We start from the raw sequence: 19,104 nt of genomic DNA, 5'->3' as shown, positions 1-19,104 counted from the left end.
CTGTTCTCCTATCGACTCAAGATGTGAATGGCGACGGCAGCTTCCTCGACACCCAGAAGCCCGCCACCGTTTTCCTGGATTGCATGACGCGCGCCCTCGACCTGACGCGCACCCGCCTCGCCCCGCAACTGGGTAGTCAGCTCATACAACTGGCCGATGCCCGTGGCGCCCAGTGGGTGGCCCTTGGATTCCAGCCCGCCAGAGGGATTGATCGGGATCCGCCCGCCCACGGTGAAGTCACCGCGCTCGGCGCACACACCACCCTGCCCCAGGGGCGCCAGTCCAAGGTTTTCCGACTGGATGATCTCGCCCATCGCCGAGGCGTCATGCACCTCGGCGACGTGCATGTCCTGCGGCCCCAGGCCGGCGATCTCATAGGCCTGGCGGGCGGCAAGGAGGCTGACATGCTTCTCCGGCTCGCTCAGGCCCCGCAGGGTGAAGCTGCGGATCACGCTGGCGGCGATCCGCACGCAGCGCTTGGGATCGGCACCGATGCGCTTGAGGCCCGCCTCCGTGCAGAGGATGGCGGCCGCCGCGCCGTCGGACAGCGGCGCGCACATCGGCAAGGTGATCGGATACGTGATGGGCGGCGCGGCCAGCACCTCCTCGATGCTGAAGGTCTTGCGGAACTGGGAATAAGGGTTGTGTACCGAATGCTGGTGGTTCTTGGCGCACACCGCTGCGATCTGCCGCTGGGTGGTGCCGTAGGTCTTCATGTGCCAACGGCACATGGCCGCATAGATGGCCATGAACTTGCTGTATGGACGATCGGACTCCGACCCGGCCGGGGGGACGATGCCCTCTCCCATTTTCACCAGGATCTCGTAGTTCTCCTCGGCGGTGGAAACGTCCCAGCCCGTCTCGAACAGTGACAGGGCCTTGAGCTTGTCCGGTACGTTCATCTTTTCGACGCCCAGCGCCAGCGCCACGTCGGTGGCGCCGGCGCGCAGGCTCTGCACCGCCAGGTGCACCGCGGTACTGCCAGAAGCGCAGGCGTTCTCGACGTTATAGACCGGCACCCCTTCGATGCCGATCTTGCTGCATACCACCTGCCCCGGGATGGAAAACTGGCCTTGCAACGGGCCGTTGGTGATGCCGGCGTAGAAAACGGCGCCGATGTCCGAACGCTGTGCGTTGGCATCCGCCAGCGCGCCCTGCAGAGCTTCCAGGGCCAGGTTCTGCAGGCTGCGTTCCGGATGCCGCCCGAACTGGGTCATGGCGATGCCGGCAATATAAATGGGTTCCATCAGATAACTCCTCGACTTCAGATCTGACGATCGACGCTTTGCCAGTAATGGGCACGCAGATCCTTCTTCAATACCTTGCCGACCGGACTCCGTGGCAGCGCATCGATGAAATCCACGCTCTTGGGAGCCTTGACCGAACCAAGCCTGGCCTTGCACAGGCTGATCAGTTCTTCGGCACTGACGCTTTGGCCGGAACTCAACTCGACCACCGCCTTGACGCTCTCGCCCCAGGTTGCGTCCGGCACGCCGATCACCGCGCAGTCCTGCACCGCCGGGTGGGCCCAGAGCACCTGCTCGACCTCGCTCGGATAGACGTTGAAGCCACCCGAGATGATCATGTCCTTCTTGCGATCGGTGATGTGCAGGTAGCCATTGGCGTCGAGGTGGCCGATATCGCCGGTGTGCAGCCAGCCATCGATGATGGTTTCGGCGGTCTTTTCCGGGGCCTTGTAGTACCCCTTCATCACCAGGTCGCCGCGCACGCAGATCTCGCCGGTTTCGCCCTGGGCCAGGATCTTGCCCGCGTCGTCGATGATCTCGACCCGGATCAGCGGATTGGGACGCCCCACCGAAGACAGCCGCTCGTCCGACGCCAGCTGGCCGCCATACAGGTGCTCGCTCGGCGGCAGGTTGGAAATCGATGCCGGCGCTTCGGTCTGGCCGTAGCCACCCGCCATCACCGGACCGAAGGTCTCGATCGCTTGCTTGAGCTTCTCCACCGACATCGGCGCCGCGCCGTAGAGGAAGTATTTCAGCGAGCTGAAATCGACCTTCTGCGCCAGATCGGGCACATCCAGCAGGCGATAGATGACCGTGGGCGGCAGGAAGGTCTCGGTGACCTTGTACTTGGGAATCATCGCCAGCATCAGCGCCGGATCCGGCTTGGTGATCACCACCACGGTGCCGCCCCGCGCGGAACACGGCAGGGACAGCGTGCCGGCGGTATGGGTCATCGGCGCCGCCGCCAGGTTGACGGGACGATGCTCGTCTTCATAAGGGAAGTTGATCATGAAGTGGGCACAGAACGTCTGCACGCTCCGATGGGTGTTCATCACCCCCTTCGGCATCCCCGTGGTTCCCCCCGTGGGCGAGATCGCCATCACGTCGTCCATGTCATAGTCGACCTGGGGCACGCTGCTCGGCTGGGCATCGCTCCAGGCCGAAAGAGAAGTCGCGCCAGGCAGGTCGCCGTCGAGGCAGATCCACAACCTGATCTTCGGCAGGCTCGCGCGCAGCGAGTCGATGACCGCGGCAAACTCCTTCTGGAAGAACAACACCTCACAGTCGAACGCATCGAGCACGTAGCGGTTCTCTTCGGCGCTGTTGCGCGCGCCGACGGGAATCCAGCACAGGTTGGCGCGCCAGAGTCCCAGCGTGCAGGTCCAGCCCACCACATCGTTGGTTGACCAGATCGCCCCCTTGGTGCCCTTGGGCAAACCCTCGGCCAACAGGGCGTTGGCGATACGGCATGACCGATCGCGGACTTCGGTGAACGTAAACACCCGATCGTCCTGGATATAAGCCGCGCCCTGCGGATTGATCCGCCAGCCACGGTCGAAGAAATCAATAATCGCCATGTCTGTCACTTCAGAGTTGGGTGATGGTTGCGCGGGCCAGGCCACGCTGCTCGAGGAAACCCAGCAGGTAGCGATGGCCGAAAGCCTTCGAGGCCGAGGCAAAACCGACCTTGGCGGTGTCGTTGTCCAGCAGCTTGGTCACTGCCGCGGCATGCAGGGCGCCGGTGGCGATGTAGGGGGTGATGCCGTGCACGGTGGCACGCACCGCCGTCAACTGACCGCGGCCGATGGCGAAGTCCACGGTGCGCTGCAAGGTGCCGCGTTCACGAGGGGGCATGCTCGGCGTTGTCGAACTCACCAGGCTCTGGATGACGGCGTCCTGTTGTTCCTTGGGCAAGTGTTTGTATTCAGCGTCCCACTTCTCGTTCAGTCCATGGACGACTTTCATCACCGGGTTGTCGTAGAAACCGACACAGGACATGCAGCTGCGAACGCGTGCGTCGCGCTCGAAGTACACGGGCAGCGAAGTGCCGCCCCAGGGCAGGCAGAACACCGACTCCATGAGGTCGGGCGAAACGACATTGAAGCTGGCATTGGGGGCGTACATGACCAGCTCTTTCTCCCACAGGTAAAAGGAGTCATGGCGGCAGCCCTCGAAAATCGTGGCGGTCGATCCCACGGTGACACCGGCACCACGGCCACGAGGCCCGCGGGTCAGGGTCGCGGTTTCCAGGGAGTCGACCCCCGGGGTTTCCAGCGCCAGTTCGGCGGCAATTTCAGCGAAGGTGTACATGTAGGCAAGAGAGGGAGAAAGCAGCAGCCCGGCCTGACGGAATTTTTCGCCGAACTGATCGCGCAGGGCAAGGATATGCTGCTGCTCGCCGGCCGGATCCAGGTAGTGGCAGCCGGCATTCAACGCCGCCTCGACGGCCGTCAACCCGAAATTGACGAATGGGCCGACCGTGTTGCAGACCACGCGCGCGCCCTTGAACACGGCGCTCAGAGCCTGGACTTCGTGCGGGCACTCGAGGATTTCGTAAGTGGCCGACTCCAGTCCGACGACACGTTGCGCCATCATTTCCTGGGCACGGCTGGCGTTACGTGCGACCGCGGTAAACGGAATGTTCTGGTCGATCAACCAGTCCATCATCAACATGCCGGTGTAACCACTGGCGCCATAGACAACGACAGGATATTTAGCCATTGGAGTGTTCCTCATTGTTGTTATTGGATGAGTGTTGCCGGGTGATCCTTCAGGATCAGTTGTTCGCCCAGCCTTCGGCGTAGAGCTGCTGGGCCAGCAGCCCCAGGCGCATGGTCAGGACACGGTTCTCGCCGTCCTCGATCAGCGCGGACTGTGTGTCGCGCAACAATTTCTCGATCGGGTATTCACGGGTGGTGCCGTTACCGCCGAACAGGCGGAAGGCTTCCTCGACCACGGCCATCGCTTCTTCGGTCACCGTGACTTTGGCGGAGGCAGTGGCGTAAGGGTGGGTCTGCGGTGACAGGCGCGCGAAGCTCAGCGAACGCCGGGCGACTGCGCGGGCGATTTCGACCCGGCGCAGCATTTCGCCGAGGCGCAGGCGGGTCATCTGGTGGTCGATCAACATCCGCCCGCCCTGCCGGCGCTCGTGGCAGTACTGCAGCGCATATTCGAAGGCCGCCCGGGCGACGCCGGTGAACACCTGGCTCATGTGCGTACCGGCATAGGACCAGGAGGAGCTGACGGCACCGTAATAAGCATCGCGCTCGGCGATGGCGTAGCGCCGGGGCACCCGTACGCTGTCGAAATAGATCTCGCCCTGGGGCAGAGAGCGCTGACCGATCTTGTCCAGCGGCTTACCCTTGGACACGCCTTTGAGATCCAGCGGGATGATGACGGCAATGCCATGGGGCAAGCCGTCACGGTCGTAGAAACCATCCCCGTAATCGGCGCACATCAAGCCGAAAGCCACCTGCGCCACCGCACCGTTGGAGACCCAGGCCGAACTCTGGCCGTTGATGATGATCTCGTCGCCGACCACCTTGGCGGTCAGGTTGCCGATATTGGCCTGCTGCCCCGCGGGCCAGTCGCGCGCTATATCGAAGAGTTGGTTGTCACTGCCGCGATCGGGCTGGGTGGCCATCCAGCAGCCGATCCGCCCCTGGCAAAGCTCTATCAGTTCGGTATTACCGGCGGCGACGGCCATCTGCAGCGGAAAGCCGGCGCAGCCGAGAGAAACCGCCAGGCCGGCATCGCCCCAGCCGAGTTCTTCGCCGATCAGCGACTCGATCCGCACCGCCATCTCCGGCGGCAGCTCCGCCAGCAATGCCGGGTCGAGCCCCAGCTTGGCGAACTCGCCGAACAACGAATAGTAAGGCGAGCCTGGGGCGACGACTTCCTCGGAACTCATGCGATCGAGCTCGCGACCCAGCGGCCGCAAGACGTCCTTGGCAAAACGATGCACGGAAGCCTGGATCGCAGCTTCTTCCTCGCTCAGCGGGGGTTCGAAACCGGACAGCCCGGCAGCGGGCAAGGTCAGGGTGGGCTTGAGCGAGATCATCAGAGCACCTCCAGCGAGAACGTGTTGCGAGCCGCCGCGCGACGCGCGCCGGGACGATCGAAGCCGAGCGATCCGCCGGGAAGTGCTCCCGAGCGCGATCCAGTGATGAGAGCTTTCATGTGCAACCTCCTGCGTCTTGTTATTTGAGATCGACTCTAACAAGGTGATTTATTTAACGCAACATGCGTTACGTAAATTAATCGCGGGGGCATGAACGGGCAATCTACAAGCGCGAAATGTCCACGAAAGCAGACCGGAAAAAGAGCCTGGGCCCTCGTCGACACAGGCAGAAAAGCCCTACCTGGCAAGGCTTAAAAAGAAGGGGCCACGCTTGGAGTGGAGTACTGCACGGGCCCCTTAAAGGATGAAGATCAGGACCTGGCTCGACGCCTGAAGCGCCGCGCCGGTCCACCTGGAACAGGTACCGCGGACTCACTCACTCGGGTGCATCGTCCCCTCCTCCTGGCCTTGCATGGACACCACACCCCGTCGCGAAAACAGGATGGGCGAGCCGTTGCCGTTCAACAGCGCAGCCGTCAGCGAAACACCCTCGGCACTCTGCTGTTCCTGGAAGTTCAGCCCGCCGTCGCTGCTGCTCACCATCAGCCCATCAAGGCCGACCACGACGACCTGCTGCCCCGCTACCGCGATGCCGGTTACCGAGCTCTTGCTCTTCAGGGGTACGCGTTTCCAGCTCAGTCCGTCCGCGGAGCCATGCAACAGCGTGCCCCGCTGGCCGCCGACCAGCAGCGACCCATCGGCCAGCACCGCTCCCGTCCAGAGGGTGCCGGCATAACCGCTATCCAGGTAGCGCCAGTGCTTGCCCTGGTCATCGGAGCGCAGCACCTGGCCGCGCTCGGCGGTGGCGTACAGGCGCCCCTGGTGGTCGGCGAAAAGCCCCATCAGGTTCAGATCGGCGCGACTCGCTCCAGGCGGTGCCTGCAGCTTCTGCTCACTCCAGTTGAGGCCGCCGTCGTCGGTGGTCAGCACCTGCGACCACAGGCCCACGGCGACGCCCTGCCTGGGATTGAAGAAATGCACGGCAAACAACGGCCGATCCTCGGCGCTGGACAGCCGCTGCAGCTGCCAGCTGTCACCGCCGTCGGTGCTGGCGAGGATCGCGCCCCAGTGGCCGACCGCCCATCCCTGCCTGGCGTCGATGAACGAGACACCGGTCAGGGGCGTGGACAGCGGCACGGCCGCCGCCTGATGAAAGCTGTGGCCCTTGTCGTCGGACAGCAACACCGTGCCATGGTCGCCAACGGCGACCAGGCGTTCCTGGGCCCAGCTGGCACCCAGCATGGTGGCCGCCGTGGCGTTGGCTGTCCGGGTCGCCGGTACTGGCTGTACCGGTGCGGCTTGCACTGTGGCCAGCGGTAGCGCGCTGGCGAACAGGGTCGCCATGAGGCAAATCAGGTTTCGCATAGTGCTCTCCTCAGTGCGCCAGGGCGCCGATCATGCGCACGGGGCGCCGGCGCGGAAATACCCGCTCGAGCCAGACGGCGAACGCTGGCAGCACGGTCATGGCCATGACCATGTTGACCAGGAACATGAAGGCCAGCAGCTTGCCCATGTCGGCCTGGAACTTGAGGTCGGAAAACGCCCAGGTCGCCACCCCCACTGCCAGGGTGATCGCAGTGAAGATGGTCGCCACCCCGACCTCCAGCAACGCATGCTCGACCGCCTTGGTGATCGGCTGGCCGAGGGCCTGGTGCAGTTGCAGGCGGTTGTAGATGTAGAAGGCGTAATCCACGCCGATGCCGACGGCCAATACCATCACCGGCAAGGTCGCGATGGTCAGGCCGATCTGCAGCTCCTTCATGAACCAGTAGCCGATGAAGGTGCCCAGGGTCAGGGGCAGGCAGCACACCAGGACCGCGCGCCAGTCGCGGTAGACGACAAACACCAGCAGAGCGATGGCGCCATAGACGTACAGCATCATCGGCAGCTCGCTGCGCTCCACTTCCTCGTTGATCGCGGCAATCACCCCGGCGTTGCCGGACGCCAGGCGCACGCTCACGCCAGGCTGCTTGAACTCGGCACGGAACGCTTTGGCGGCGGCGATCACCCGGTGGATGGTCGTGGCCTTGTGGTCCGCCAGGAATAGGTGCACGGCGGTCATGCTGCAATCGGGGCGCATCATCCCGGGGACACGGGCCACCTCGGCTGCCATCGATGAGTAGTTCGCCGGGTCGATGGGCACCGCGTTCATTTTCGGATTGCCCTCGTTATAGCCCTCGTTGAACTGGCGCATGCTGTTGGAGAACGAGGTCACTGACAGCACCCCGGGCACGCCCTGCATGGCCCAGACAAAACGATCCTGATATTGGCCCAGGGCAACGTCTTCGCAGGCGTCCGCCGGGCTTGCGCCGGACGTGTCGGGAACGACCTCGAAGACCACGCTGAGCCAGTCCAGGCCGATGTCGTAGTTGCTGGCGATGGCCACCGCATCGCGATTGAAGCGGGCTTCCTCGCGTAACTCCGGGGCCCCGGCCTGCAGGGAGCCGACGACCCGGTCATGGCTCTGCCAGGCCGCCGTGAGAAAGATCAGCAAGGCCATGCCCAGCACCCAGCGCACGTTGTGCCATTCGGCCAGTCGGGCAAAGCCTCGCAACCAGCGGGCCCGGCGCTGGCGGGAAAGCTCCTCGGCGGCGGCATAACCGCCGTCGACCCGCAACATCGAGGCCACCACCGGCAGCATCACCAGGTTGGTGATGATCTTGTAGGCCACCCCAAGCGACGCAGTGATCGCCAGCTCGCGGACCATCGGGATCGGGATGAGCAGCAGGGTCACGAAGGACACGAACGCCGTCACCAGGGCCAGCGTGCCAGGGATCAGCAAACCGCGGAAGCTGGCACGCGCCGCGCTCTCGATGGACTTGCCGCAGGCGATTTCGCGGACGATGAAGTTGATCTGCTGCACGCCATGGGACACGCCGATGGCGAATACCAGGAACGGCACCAGCACCGCCAGCGGGTCGAGACCGTAACCGAGCAGGCGCAGGCTGCCGAACTGCCAGACCAGCGACACCAGCGAACAGCCCAGGGCCAACAGGGTGAAACGCAGCGAGTGGCAGTACCAGTAGACCGCGAGTGCCGTCAGCAGCAGGGCCAGCAGACAGAACTCCAGTACCGCCGAAGCCCCGTCGGCGATATCGCCGATTTGCTTGGCGAAACCGATGATCTGGATGTCGAAGTTGCCGTCCTCGAATTTCTCGCGGATCTGCTGCTCCAGCACCCGGTTGTAGGCCACATAGTCCAGGCGCTCGCCGTTGGCATCGAACTCATTGAGATCGACGGTGATCATCGCGCTGCTCTGGTCACGGGCGACCAGGGTACCGATGAAGCCGCCCTGGGCCGCTGAGTCGGCGATCATCGCAATGCTCGCCTCATCGAGGTTTTCCGGGGTAACCGTGCCCGGCACCAGCGGATCGGCCCGGAAACCTTCTTCGGTGATCTCGTTGACGAAGGCATTGGGTGTCCACAACGAGCGCACGCTGCTGCGCGAGACATTGGGCAGGAAGATTAGCGCCTGGGTGACATCGTACAGGCGCTTGAGTCCCTCCTTGCTCCAGATCGTGCCCTGGCGTGCCTTGACCACCACCGTCAGGCGGTTGGCCCCCAGCAGGTCGTTGCGATAGGCCTCGAAGGTCTCGATGTATTCGTGACCGATCGGCAGTTGTTTCTCGAAGCCGGCCTCCATGCGCAACTGCACGGCGAACCAGGCCATGGCCAGGGTGAAGACACCCAGGCTCACCAGCGTCAGCAGCCGATGGGCAAACAACCACTGCTCGATGCGTGGCAGCACGCCACGCACCTTTTTCTCCGACATCTTTACGGAACTGTTCACTGCACGCCTCACAGGGTTCGGGAAACCACAAGACCGACGTAGTCGCGGTCACGCAACAGTTGGTCGTAGGGAGTCTTGCCCCCCGAGAACTTCGCGTAGTTGAAGGAAACCTGCCAACTCGCCGGGTTGCGCACGAAGTTGAGGTACAGGTTCATGCTGCTGGCATCCTCGGTGAAGGTCGCCGACAGGTTGGGCGTGCGGCCCTTGAGCGACTGCGAATAGAACACCCCCGGCGTGACCTGCCAGCCCGGGATCAGCGTGTTGTCGTAGGTCAGGCTGAAGTCGAGGCTTATCCCCGAAGAGGTCTTGTTGCCCTTGGCCGTCGGCGCCGTGGCCGGATCCAGCTGCCAGGTGTTCAAGCCGGCGGAGATCGGTTCGCCGTTGTAGTTGTCATGCAAGCCCGGGTATTTGACGACGACCAGTTCGGTCAGCAGCGTGCCGGTGCTGGCGCCGGTGAAGTCGAGCAGTCTCGGCGAGTTGGACGGGGTCAGGCTGTAGATGCCGGTCAGGTGCCACTGGAACTTCTTCTCATCCTTCCAGCATTTGCCACCGTTGCTGGTGCAGGCATCGATCACCGGGTTGAGCGGTACCGCATCCTTGGGGCGGTATGACAGCTCGGTGCCCACGGCCCAGTCGCCGATCGGCATGTTGGCGCTAATGCCATAGAGTATGCGGTCTTCCGGGTACTCCCACTTCTGCGCCAGGGCGAAGGTGTCCGGGTCCAGCACCTGCATGGTCAGGGACGGCAGCTTGTCGTGATAACGCATCACATAGAGGCCGAGGTTCAGGTCGCTGTCCTGGGGCTGCCAGCGCAGCGAGATACCCCACTGGCCGCTGTCGCGGGCGTCCTTTTCCTCGTACCCATAAGCCCCCCTGCCCTCGCCCAGCGCATGGGTGGTGGACCAGTAGCTGCCCACGGGCGGCATCTCGCTCTTGTTCCAGCCGAACTGCCAGTAAGCCTCGATGTTGACGCCAGCCCCCAGACCCGAAGCGAGGCTCAGCATCGGCGCTGGCAACAAGGCTTCCTTGAGCTGGGTGCCCGGCCGCGACAGGGCCATGACATCGTAGGAGTTGGTGTTGTTGATGCCGCCGGCGGCAAACAGGCTCTCGCCCCAGTTGATCACCTGGTTGCCGAGCCTGGCCCGGACGTGCTGCTCGCCGACGTCGAAGCTCTTGCTCACCCAAAGGTCCAGCAGGCGGGCCTTGAACTTGAGATCGTCGCGGGCGCTGCTGGTGAGGCCGTCGCTGCCCACGCTCTCCGGGCTGGTGGCCGACAACGCACCGCTGGTGTCGGTCGCGGCGAAGTCACGGATCCAGCTGCCGCGCGCCATGAAGGTGTAGTCCTCGGGGAACTTCAGCAGCAGCTCATGGGTGCCCTTGAGGTAGTTGGTGAACAGGTCGCCCTTGTCGTAGTTCATGTTGCCCTGGTCGCCGATGCCCGCGCTGGGCGACAGGCAACCGCTGGGCGGATGGTGTCCGCTGGCGCCACTGGTGATCAGGTTGCAGCCTGGGGACTCGGTACGCAGGCCCATGCCCATGGCGATGGTGGAGTCGAACGAGCCCCGGATGTTTTCGGTTTCAAACGTGAACCCCATCGCCAGAGGGGTTGCACACGCAATGACAAGACCTGAGGCTTTGGTAATTATTCTTTTCATGTCAGTTCTCGATAGGCCGCGGTTAGCGTTCGCTGGTGGCGCGCAGATTGTCGGAGGTATAGAAGTCACGCTTGAGTCGCGGGTTGCCGGTACTTTCGGTGAGCCAGCGGTGGTCGTTCTTGCCCACGCCTATGGAGGTCATGTCGTACAGGTAGCGACCGTCGACCAGGTTGTATTGCGCCTGGGCTTCCATGTCGCAGGTACCGGTCTCGTAGACAGGAATGGTGTAGCCTTCACGGACTTTCCAGATTTGCCCCTGCTTGTCGTAATCGACTGCCATCAGGGCGTTCCAGCTGTCCTCATCGATATAGAACAGGCGCTTCGGTGCCTGGTGGCGCATGCCCGGACGCACGGTGGCCTCGACCACCCAGACGCGATGCAATTCATAGCGGCGGGATTCGGGGGCGATGTAATCACGCTTGGCCACATCCTCGATTTTCGCCAAGTTGTCGTAGGGGCCGAAGGCGTTGTAAGGCACCAGCAACTCCTGCTTGCCGACCAGCTTCCAGTCGAAGCGATCCATCGGCCCGAAGAACACGTTCGACTCATCGATGGTGTACTGGTTGTCCAGGCCGATTTGCGGCGCGTCATAGGAATAGGCCGGCATGCGACGCACACGGCGCTGACCGGGGAAGTAATAGAAGGTGCTGGCCTGCTCGCCGGCCTTGGTCGTCACCACGCCGGCCTGCCCGGCAAGGGCGGCGGGATCGTAGTAGGAGAAGTAGGTGGCGACTTCCAGGCGATCGACCGAAGAGAACAACGCGCTGCCCTTTTCTCCCCACGGCGTATACATGAACCAGTCGGTCGAGGTACGCAGCCAGTCCTCACTGCCTTTGCGTGGCGAGATGCCGGAAACGGTCTTGGACATTTCAAAGCCAACGCCCCGGTAACGCATCTTCATGTTCCACATCACCTCGGCGCCGTTGCTCGGGAACGGGAACGGAATGCCGGGTACGTAGGCTTCCTGCAGTGCCAGGCCATCGGCGTCCAGCTTGGCGAAGCCGACATTCTTCTTGGTGTTGTCCGCGACGAAATCCGGTACGCCGCAGCTGCGACGGGTCGGGTACACGTCCATGCGATAACCCGGGATCTTCTTGAACAGTTCCACCTGGCCAGGAGAGAGCTTGCTCGCGTATTTCGCGACATTGCTCGAATCGATGCTGAAGAGTGGCTTGTCGCCCTTGAACTTCCAGTGTTGGCCCCGCGGCTGGCCATGGCTCCAGCCAACCGCCTGCGGGCCCGGCGCCGTCCAGGCCGGAATCACCCCATCGGCGCTGGCCGCGACCTCCCCACCCAAGGGCGTCAGCTTGCTGCCCAGTGACGCCGGATCCTTGTCCGCTGCCTGAGCGCTGCACATGACAGCCGATACGGCCAATGCCAGGATCAGTTGTCTGGTTCCACCACCGATGGAAATCCCGGCGCCCGGGTACTCAATCACGTCTTTCATTGGAAGATCCTCATGGGCCTCGAGCGGCAGCGTGCGCTCCGGGAAAGCCGCAACACGTTGCCTGGGTTAATCTAGTCAACTGACTTGATCAAATGACCAAGTCCATTGATCAAGAGGCAAACCTGATGCCAAGATTCCATGGCTTTGGATTTCTCTTTTTGTATCAAGTGTTTAAGTTCGGGCAATGGATTCGGCGGACGAAATGCTGTCCTGCCCTGCCGCGGTTTGTTTCGTCGGATCGCACCATAATGGGAATTCACGAAACACTTGTTACCTAAATTAGTTCAAACAGGTATACACATCACTGTGATGCTCCGCAGGCCCTGACGCGCTCGGAGCGCTTGCTGTAGCATCCGCCAGCACTGACACCGCCAAAGCCGCAGGTACGGCGCGAGCGCACTAGGGGAGATTGCTGATCCATGGCCAGAATGGGCGCTGAATTACGCAGGCAGGATTTCGTCGAGGCGACGGTCAAGGTCATTGCCGAACACGGGGTCGCCAATGCAACCACGCGGCGCATCGCCGCTGCCGCCGGCTGCCCGCTGGCGTCGCTGCACTACGTGTTCCATACCAAGGACGACCTCTTCTATGCGGTCTATGAGTCGCTTTTCGATCTGCCCCATCAAGCCCTGGAACACGTACCCACGGGTACCACGGCCGCGGAAAAGGCTGCCGAGGTACTTCGCCAATTGATTGCCTGGCTTACCAGCCACCCCGACGTGGCCAGGGCGCAAACCGAGCTGTTTTTCTGGGCGATGCGCAACAATCCCGAGCTGGCGAACAAGATCTACTCGGTTGCTATAGAAGCAACGGAGCAGGCCCTGGAGCGCGCCATGGGGGCGCAGCTCGAAAAGCCCTTTCTACAGGCCGCAAGCCGCCTGCTCATTCACCTGGTCGATGGCCTGATCATTGCCTGGTCCGCCCATGACGACCTGGCGCGCCTGGAGAGCGAAACCGAGACAGCCTGCAAGGCGCTGGCACTGTTGGTGGCCAGTCACTGAGTCCTGTTCGAACATCAACAGGCGTATCAAATGCTGCTGACCAGATGGCCTCCATCCACGGCCAGTACGCTCCCGGTCATGAACCCACCGGCATCGCTGGCGAGCAGCAGGAACGGTCCCTCCAGCTCATGAAGCTGGCCCAGGCGGCGCATGGGAATCAGGTCACGGATGTAGCTCTTGGCCTTGTCACTCTCGAAGAACGCGGCATTCATCTCGGTCTTGAAGTAGCCCGGGGCAATGGCGTTGACCCGGATCCGGTAGCGCGCGAGCTCCAGCGCCAGTGACTTGGTCAGTTGCACCACGCCGGCCTTGGCAGCGCAGTAATGGCTGTAGCCAGTGCCGACGCGCAGCCCGAGTATCGACGCGATGTTGACGATGCTGCCGCCACGCCCAGCCTTGGCCAGCCGTTGCGCGGCGACCTGGGCCACCCGCCAGACGCCGTCCAGGTTGGTCGCCAGCATGGCGCGCCACTCCTCTTCGCTGATCTCCAGCGGGCGCTGGCCGTTACCGATGCCGGCGTTGTTGAGCACCACATCAACCACTCCGAAACGCGCCTCGGCAGCGTCGAAAGCTGCCTCGACGCTGGCCCGATCGGTGACGTCGAGAGCGACCGACAGCACCTGGGCGCACTCCCACTCGACATCCCTGGCCACTTGCTCGAGCCGATCGAGGCGCCGCGCCGCCAGTACCACGCGGGCACCGGCGCGAGCGGCAATCCGCGCCAGGTGCGCACCGATGCCGCTCGACGCGCCGGTGATCAGCACGGTCCGGTCGGCGAGGGAAAAGTTCTGGGCGAAATCGTGACTCATCGGTACACCTCGATAAAGAATGGCGGCACGTCTTGCGTGGACAATGCACAGGGTGTTGTGCAGGCAGGTTGGACCCTCTTTCTTCGGGATCGGGTCAGGATGAGGTTGATGCGTGGTCACCCCCAGGCCTTACCCTCCCCCGGAGAAAGGGGGAATCTTCAGATTCGTTCGATGCGGGTCTTGCCAGCGGCAACCAGGCGCTCCAGCAGCGCCGCCGGGCGGAACCACATCTGGCCGTACTCACCGAGAGCCTGGCGATAGTGGAGGATGCCGCAAAGCACCTGGTCCAGCCCCAGTTGCTCGGCGTAATGCAGCGGGCCGCCAAGATGGGCGGGAAAACCGTAGCCGTTGATCCACACCAGGTCGATGTCGCTGGCCCGCAGGGCGATACCCTCGTCCAGTAGCTGGATGCCCTCGTTGATCAGCATGAACAGGCAGCGATCATGTATTTCCAGGTCTTCGATGGCGCGCCGAGGAACATCAAGCTCACCGGCAAGCTGTTCTGCCAGCGCGGTTACCTCGTAGTCTTCCTGGCGGTTCTGGCCCTCGTAGAGGTAGAAGCCACGCCCGGTCTTCTGCCCATATCGCCCCAGGGCGCACAGTTCCTGCGCGATGCAGCAGTAGCTCTGATCATGGGCCGTGGCGGCGCGATTGGCGTCGCGCGTCAGGAAGCTCACGTCGATGCCGGCCAGGTCCAGCATGCTGAACACCCCCATGTTCAAGTCCAGGCCTGTGAGTACGCTATCGACCTGCGCCGGCGTTGCGCCTTCCAGTACCAGGCGATGGGCTTCGCGTGCATAGGGCTCGAGCATGCGCTCGCCGATAGATCCCTGGCCGGCGCCGGAGATCACCGGCAGCTTGCCGATCCGCTTGGCGATCTGCATGGCGCTGGCCAGCACCTCTGGCGCGGTGGCCTTGCCGCGCACGACTTCCACCAGGCGCATGACATTGGCCGGGCTGAAGAAATGCAGGCCGATCACATCCTGCGGACGATCGAGGCTCGCCGCGATGGCATCGATATCCAGCGACGACGTGCCGGTTGCGAGAATCGCGCCTGGCTTGCAGACCTGTTCCAGGTTGAGGAACACCTGCCGCTTGACGTCCGGCTTCTCGCACAGCGCTTCAATAACCAGGTCGGCGTCGGCCAGATCTTCGTAGTCAAGGGTGCCGAACAGCAGGTCCATGCGTTGCTGCAGCTGTGCGGCGCTCATTTTTCCGTGCTTGACGCTGGCCTGGTAGAGTTTGCGGATCTGCATCAGGCCGCGATCCAGCGCGCCACCCTCGGGTTCAAGCAAGGCCACGGGGATACCGACGTTGGCAAAGCTCATGGCAATGCCGGCACCCAGGGGGCCGGCGCCGATGACCGCGACCTTGTCCAGCTTGCGCGGGGTAATGTCCGGCCCGATACCTGGAACGCGCCCGGCCTCGCGCTCAGCGAAGAACACATGGCGTAGCGCCTTCGACTGGCGGGACGCTTCGGCCTGCTTGAACAGCGCCAACTCGCGGGTGAGCCCCTCTTCCAGTGGCAACAGGCAGGCGGCCTCCAGCGCCGAGAGCACCAGGCGCGGGGCCAGGCGGCTTTTCCAGCGAGGTTCGTGCTCGGCGCGGTAGCGCGCGAGGAAGTCGTCCGGCAGGTCCTCGGCCGGCTTCGGCCAGGCCTCCGCCGGGCGCGCCGGTGTACCGCACTCGATCAACTCGTTGGCATAAGCGCATGCCTCATCCAGCAACTGCTCGGCGCTGTTGGCGATGCGGTCGAGGATACCCAGCATGCGGGCGCGTTCGGCGTCTATCTGTTCACCCGAGAGAATCAGGTTCAGCGCCGACTCGGCACCGATCAGCCTGGGCAGGCGCTGGGTCCCGCCCGCCCCGGGCAGCAGGCCCAGGTTGATTTCCGACAGGCCCACCCGAGTGCCCGGCTCCCCCATCCGGTATCCGCAGGCCAGGGCCAGCTCCAGGGCGCCACCCAGCGCCAGTTTGCCCATGGCGGCAACCAGGGGCTTGGGGATTTCGGTCAGGCGGACCAGGGTGCTGGGCAGGTCCGGCTCGGCAAAACAGGCCTCGGTGCCGAATTCGCCGATGTCGGCACCGGCACTGAACAGGCCATGCTCGCCATAAAGAATGATGGCCTGCACCCTGATGTCAGCCGCCGCGCGCTCGCACGCCTCAATGATGGCGGCGCGCAGCGGTTGGCTGAGTGCATTGACCGGCGGACGGGACAGGCCGATCAGGGCCAGGCCGCCTTCGAGACGGAAGTGGATCAGGTCGCACATGGGAGATCCTTAATTGGCGTTACCAGGACTGCGAACGGGTGTTGTGCATTTCATCGGGGCTGTCGCCGCGCATGCGCTCGTGGGCTCATGGGGCCCTGGTCGTCAAAAGTTCCTGAAGACTTCGCCGATGCTGGCAACGGGATAATTCTGCGGGGAGCCGGCGGCGGCCCCCGAAGCCACAGAGCCAAAGGAAGCCAGCGAGTAAAACGAGTGAATGGAGTAGACGGCGAGTGAAACCAGCGTCACGGCCAGGCAGGAAAAAAGGAATGGGCGCATCGAAAACCTCCGTCATTCGGCCGGGGCCAAATGCAGTGTCTTTTGTTATTGAGGGTTTCGATTCTGGGGGCTGGTACAGGCAAAAGCTTTGCAGATCACGCCACAGAATATGCAGATCATGACGCTCAAAAAACCTGACCATGGCGATTGTCCAGCCGCGGCGAAACCGCGCCCTGGAGGTCAGTGCGCGGTGACGGGTACGGGAACGAGAAGAGAGATTTCCTCATGGATTGCCTGAGGAAATAATGTCTCAGATGAAGTATCTTCATCGCTTTTCGTTGAAGCAATGAGCTTTTCCTGCACAATACCAGCCATTGAAATTTGATCCGAGACCGACTGATGTCCCTGACTCCTCAAGACGAACGACTCATCAAGGCGCTGGCGCTGGCCATTGTCGACCACCCTCGGGCGACGCTCAAGGAACTGGCTGAATCCGCCGGGGTGAGCAAGGCCACCCTGCACCGCTTCTGCGGCACTCGCGACAATCTGGTGCAGATCCTGGAAAGCCACGGCGATACGGTGCTCAACCGGATCATCGCTGCCACCAATCTGCAGCAGGATGAACCTCAGGAAGCACTGCGTGGCCTGATTAACGAACACCTGGCCCCGGCGCACCGCGAAATGCTGGTATTCCTGCTGTTCCAGTATCGCCCCGACACCTTCGGCATAAATGGTGAAGCTACAGGCCTGCAACCCTACATCGATGCCCTGGATGCGTTCTTCCTGCGTGGCCAGCAAGCGGGCGCCTTTCGCATCGACATCACCGCTGCGGTCTTCAGCGAACTGTTCCTGACCATGGTCTTCGGCATGATCGATGCCGAACGCCGCGGCCGCGCGGCCAGCGCCAATTCAGCCAACGTACTGGAACAGATGTTCCTGCATGGCGCAGCCGCGGCTGTGAGCCCCAAGTAGCCTGCTCCAGGCTTATCAATCGACATCGCTGCCCCGCTCTACTGCCGCATTCTCCAGCCATGGCGCAGGCCAAAAAAAGCCCCGCGACCTGAAGGTCCACGGGGCTAAAGCTCGGTTGGATGCGCCAACCCAGGAAGTTATTACCGACCCTTATCTACTGGCCTGCTCGGCCTGGTGTCGTGCAGACGGCCAGCCCCCGCCCAGGGAGCGGAACAGGTCGACCAGGGCAATCTGCCGCTGAGTGCTGGCTTCGATGAACAGCGTCTCGTTGACGAAGCTGCTGCGCTGGGCGTCCAGATAACGCAGGTGACTGTCCACGCCCCCTTCATACCGGGCCTTGGCCAGCTTCAGCGACTCGCTGCTGGTGTCGGCCAGGGCGCGCCGGGCCGCCTCTTCCCGACGCAGGGTATCGGTGGCCGCCAGGGCGTCCGCCACTTCGCGAAACGCCGTCTGGATAGTGCCTTCGTACGCCGCCACGGCGGAGTCCTTGCGGGCTTCGGCGAGGCTCAGGCCGGCACTGTTGCGACCGGCGTCGAACAACGGCAGGGACAGGTTCGGCACGAAGCTCCAGGAGCGCGAACCGCCATCGAACAGACCGGACATCTGTGCGCTGGAGGTGCCGAAGCTGCCGGTCAGGCTGATGCGCGGGAAGAACGCCGCGCGCGCCGCGCCGATATCGGCGTTACGCGCCTGCAGGCGATGCTCGGCGGCGAGGATGTCCGGGCGCCGCTCGATCAGCGCCGAGGGGGTGCCCGGCGCGATGTCCTGGACCAGCATCGGTTCCTTGCGCACACCTTGAGGTATCGACTTCGCGGCGTCCGCGGTGCCGAGCAGCAGAACCAGCGCGTTGAACGCCTGCTGCTTCTGCCGTTGATTGCTTTCCTCTTCGGCGCGGGACTGCTCCACCAGGCCCAAGGCCTCCTGGTAGTCCAGCGCAGTCGCGGTACCGGCCGAGCGACGCTGGCTGATCAGGGCGAAAGAATACTCGCGGCTGGCCAGGGTCTGTTGCGTCAGGTCCAGGCGGCGCAGGGCGCCATCATGAATCAGGTAAGCCTGGCTGACCTCGGCGATCAGGGCGATCTGCGCAGCACGCGCGGCTTCTTCGGTGGCAAGGTATTCCTGCAACGCGGCATCGCTGAGGCTCTTCACCCGACCGAACAGGTCCAGCTCGTATTCAGGCAGCGACAAGCCCACCTGATAGCTGCTGACTACGCCCGACCTGCCGTTGTTGGACAGGTCGGCCGGTACTCTCTGGCGATTGCCCGAAGCACCCGCGTTCAGCCCCGGCACCCGGTCGGCACGCTGGATCCGGTACTGCGCCCGGGCCTGCTCGATGTCCAGCAGCGTCTGGCGCAGCGAGCGGTTGTTGTCCAGCGCGGTCGTGACCAGGCGGCGCAGGTCGGGGTCGACGATAAAGGTCTGCCAGACCATCTCGTTGACTGCACTGCCCCGCTGATGGGCCTGGCCGCTCCAACTGTCGGCCACCGGCGCGACAGGACGTTCATAGGTGGGCGCCAGCGAGCACCCGCCCAGCGCCATGGCGATCAGAAGCGTAGAAAAGGCTGAGATACGCATGG

Annotated in this window: 14 protein-coding genes; 2 read left to right on the top strand and 12 right to left on the bottom strand. The window is 63.3% G+C overall.

What is annotated here, in order from left to right:
• Positions 1–8 precede the first annotated feature (8 nt).
• The 8 genes from H0I86_RS16575 to H0I86_RS16540 form a co-directional block, all read right to left on the bottom strand.
• The gene (locus H0I86_RS16575; RefSeq protein ID WP_124299470.1) at positions 9–1,247 is read right to left on the bottom strand and encodes a thiolase family protein; all 1,239 of its coding nucleotides are present in this window, start codon (positions 1,245–1,247) and stop codon (positions 9–11) included.
• 17 nt (positions 1,248–1,264) lie between these two features.
• Positions 1,265–2,824 carry an AMP-binding protein gene (locus H0I86_RS16570; protein ID WP_124326045.1) on the bottom strand — a complete coding sequence of 520 codons (1,560 nt, stop codon included), beginning with the start codon at positions 2,822–2,824 and terminating at the stop codon, positions 1,265–1,267.
• A 10-nt stretch (positions 2,825–2,834) separates the two neighbouring features.
• Positions 2,835–3,968 carry a saccharopine dehydrogenase family protein gene (locus tag H0I86_RS16565; RefSeq protein WP_009049048.1) on the bottom strand — a complete coding sequence of 378 codons (1,134 nt, stop codon included), beginning with the start codon at positions 3,966–3,968 and terminating at the stop codon, positions 2,835–2,837.
• Between the two features lie 55 nt (positions 3,969–4,023).
• A complete protein-coding gene (locus tag H0I86_RS16560; protein WP_096374250.1) occupies positions 4,024–5,307 on the bottom strand; it encodes an acyl-CoA dehydrogenase family protein in 1,284 nt (427 codons plus the stop codon).
• A 432-nt stretch (positions 5,308–5,739) separates the two neighbouring features.
• Entirely contained in the window at positions 5,740–6,732 is a 993-nt protein-coding gene (locus tag H0I86_RS16555) for a WD40/YVTN/BNR-like repeat-containing protein (RefSeq protein WP_124308591.1), read from the bottom strand.
• 10 nt (positions 6,733–6,742) lie between these two features.
• Complete coding sequence (locus H0I86_RS16550) at positions 6,743–9,157, bottom strand: efflux RND transporter permease subunit (protein WP_096374249.1); 2,415 nt, start codon at positions 9,155–9,157, stop codon at positions 6,743–6,745.
• Positions 9,158–9,165: 8 nt separating this feature from the next.
• Positions 9,166–10,752, bottom strand: a complete 1,587-nt coding sequence (locus H0I86_RS16545) for a DUF1302 domain-containing protein (protein ID WP_180921308.1) — start codon at positions 10,750–10,752, stop codon at positions 9,166–9,168.
• Between the two features lie 82 nt (positions 10,753–10,834).
• A complete protein-coding gene (locus H0I86_RS16540) occupies positions 10,835–12,259 on the bottom strand; it encodes a DUF1329 domain-containing protein (protein WP_009049043.1) in 1,425 nt (474 codons plus the stop codon).
• 419 nt (positions 12,260–12,678) lie between these two features.
• Between H0I86_RS16540 and H0I86_RS16535 the strand changes: the two genes are divergently transcribed.
• Complete coding sequence (locus tag H0I86_RS16535; RefSeq protein ID WP_028683984.1) at positions 12,679–13,260, top strand: TetR/AcrR family transcriptional regulator; 582 nt, start codon at positions 12,679–12,681, stop codon at positions 13,258–13,260.
• 26 nt (positions 13,261–13,286) lie between these two features.
• Here the strand turns inward: H0I86_RS16535 and H0I86_RS16530 are convergent, their stop codons facing one another.
• The 3 genes from H0I86_RS16530 to H0I86_RS16520 form a co-directional block, all read right to left on the bottom strand.
• Positions 13,287–14,069 (bottom strand): SDR family NAD(P)-dependent oxidoreductase, encoded by a 783-nt coding sequence (locus H0I86_RS16530; RefSeq protein WP_009049041.1) that lies wholly within the window; start codon positions 14,067–14,069, stop codon positions 13,287–13,289.
• Between the two features lie 158 nt (positions 14,070–14,227).
• The gene (locus H0I86_RS16525) at positions 14,228–16,339 is read right to left on the bottom strand and encodes a 3-hydroxyacyl-CoA dehydrogenase NAD-binding domain-containing protein (RefSeq protein WP_180921307.1); all 2,112 of its coding nucleotides are present in this window, start codon (positions 16,337–16,339) and stop codon (positions 14,228–14,230) included.
• A gap of 102 nt (positions 16,340–16,441) precedes the next feature.
• Positions 16,442–16,615, bottom strand: a complete 174-nt coding sequence (locus tag H0I86_RS16520) for a hypothetical protein (RefSeq protein ID WP_164485450.1) — start codon at positions 16,613–16,615, stop codon at positions 16,442–16,444.
• Positions 16,616–16,954: 339 nt separating this feature from the next.
• Between H0I86_RS16520 and H0I86_RS16515 the strand changes: the two genes are divergently transcribed.
• The gene (locus H0I86_RS16515) at positions 16,955–17,527 is read left to right on the top strand and encodes a TetR/AcrR family transcriptional regulator (protein WP_009049039.1); all 573 of its coding nucleotides are present in this window, start codon (positions 16,955–16,957) and stop codon (positions 17,525–17,527) included.
• A 150-nt stretch (positions 17,528–17,677) separates the two neighbouring features.
• Here the strand turns inward: H0I86_RS16515 and H0I86_RS16510 are convergent, their stop codons facing one another.
• Positions 17,678–19,102, bottom strand: coding sequence for an efflux transporter outer membrane subunit (locus tag H0I86_RS16510; RefSeq protein ID WP_009049038.1), 1,425 nt, complete (start codon positions 19,100–19,102; stop codon positions 17,678–17,680).
• Positions 19,103–19,104: the final 2 nt, after the last annotated feature.

This window comes from Pseudomonas chlororaphis subsp. aurantiaca, from assembly GCF_013466605.1.
Taxonomy (GTDB): Bacteria; Pseudomonadota; Gammaproteobacteria; order Pseudomonadales; family Pseudomonadaceae; genus Aquipseudomonas; species Aquipseudomonas chlororaphis_I.
Note: the sequence above shows the minus strand (reverse complement) of the source record. Positions and strands in the feature narration are given on the sequence as shown.

Bases quoted from the DNA above. Each gene is read 5' to 3' on its own strand.
- H0I86_RS16575 (WP_124299470.1), bottom strand. From the start codon at position 1,247: ATGGAACCCATTTATATTGCCGGCATCGCCATGACCCAGTTCGGGCGG.
- H0I86_RS16570 (WP_124326045.1), bottom strand. From the start codon at position 2,824: ATGGCGATTATTGATTTCTTCGACCGTGGCTGGCGGATCAATCCGCAG.
- H0I86_RS16565 (WP_009049048.1), bottom strand. From the start codon at position 3,968: ATGGCTAAATATCCTGTCGTTGTCTATGGCGCCAGTGGTTACACCGGC.
- H0I86_RS16560 (WP_096374250.1), bottom strand. From the start codon at position 5,307: ATGATCTCGCTCAAGCCCACCCTGACCTTGCCCGCTGCCGGGCTGTCC.
- H0I86_RS16555 (WP_124308591.1), bottom strand. From the start codon at position 6,732: ATGCGAAACCTGATTTGCCTCATGGCGACCCTGTTCGCCAGCGCGCTA.
- H0I86_RS16545 (WP_180921308.1), bottom strand. From the start codon at position 10,752: ATGGGGTTCACGTTTGAAACCGAAAACATCCGGGGCTCGTTCGACTCC.
- H0I86_RS16540 (WP_009049043.1), bottom strand. From the start codon at position 12,259: ATGAAAGACGTGATTGAGTACCCGGGCGCCGGGATTTCCATCGGTGGT.
- H0I86_RS16535 (WP_028683984.1), top strand. From the start codon at position 12,679: ATGGCCAGAATGGGCGCTGAATTACGCAGGCAGGATTTCGTCGAGGCG.
- H0I86_RS16530 (WP_009049041.1), bottom strand. From the start codon at position 14,069: ATGAGTCACGATTTCGCCCAGAACTTTTCCCTCGCCGACCGGACCGTG.
- H0I86_RS16525 (WP_180921307.1), bottom strand. From the start codon at position 16,339: ATGTGCGACCTGATCCACTTCCGTCTCGAAGGCGGCCTGGCCCTGATC.
- H0I86_RS16520 (WP_164485450.1), bottom strand. From the start codon at position 16,615: ATGCGCCCATTCCTTTTTTCCTGCCTGGCCGTGACGCTGGTTTCACTC.
- H0I86_RS16515 (WP_009049039.1), top strand. From the start codon at position 16,955: ATGTCCCTGACTCCTCAAGACGAACGACTCATCAAGGCGCTGGCGCTG.
- H0I86_RS16510 (WP_009049038.1), bottom strand. From the start codon at position 19,102: ATGCGTATCTCAGCCTTTTCTACGCTTCTGATCGCCATGGCGCTGGGC.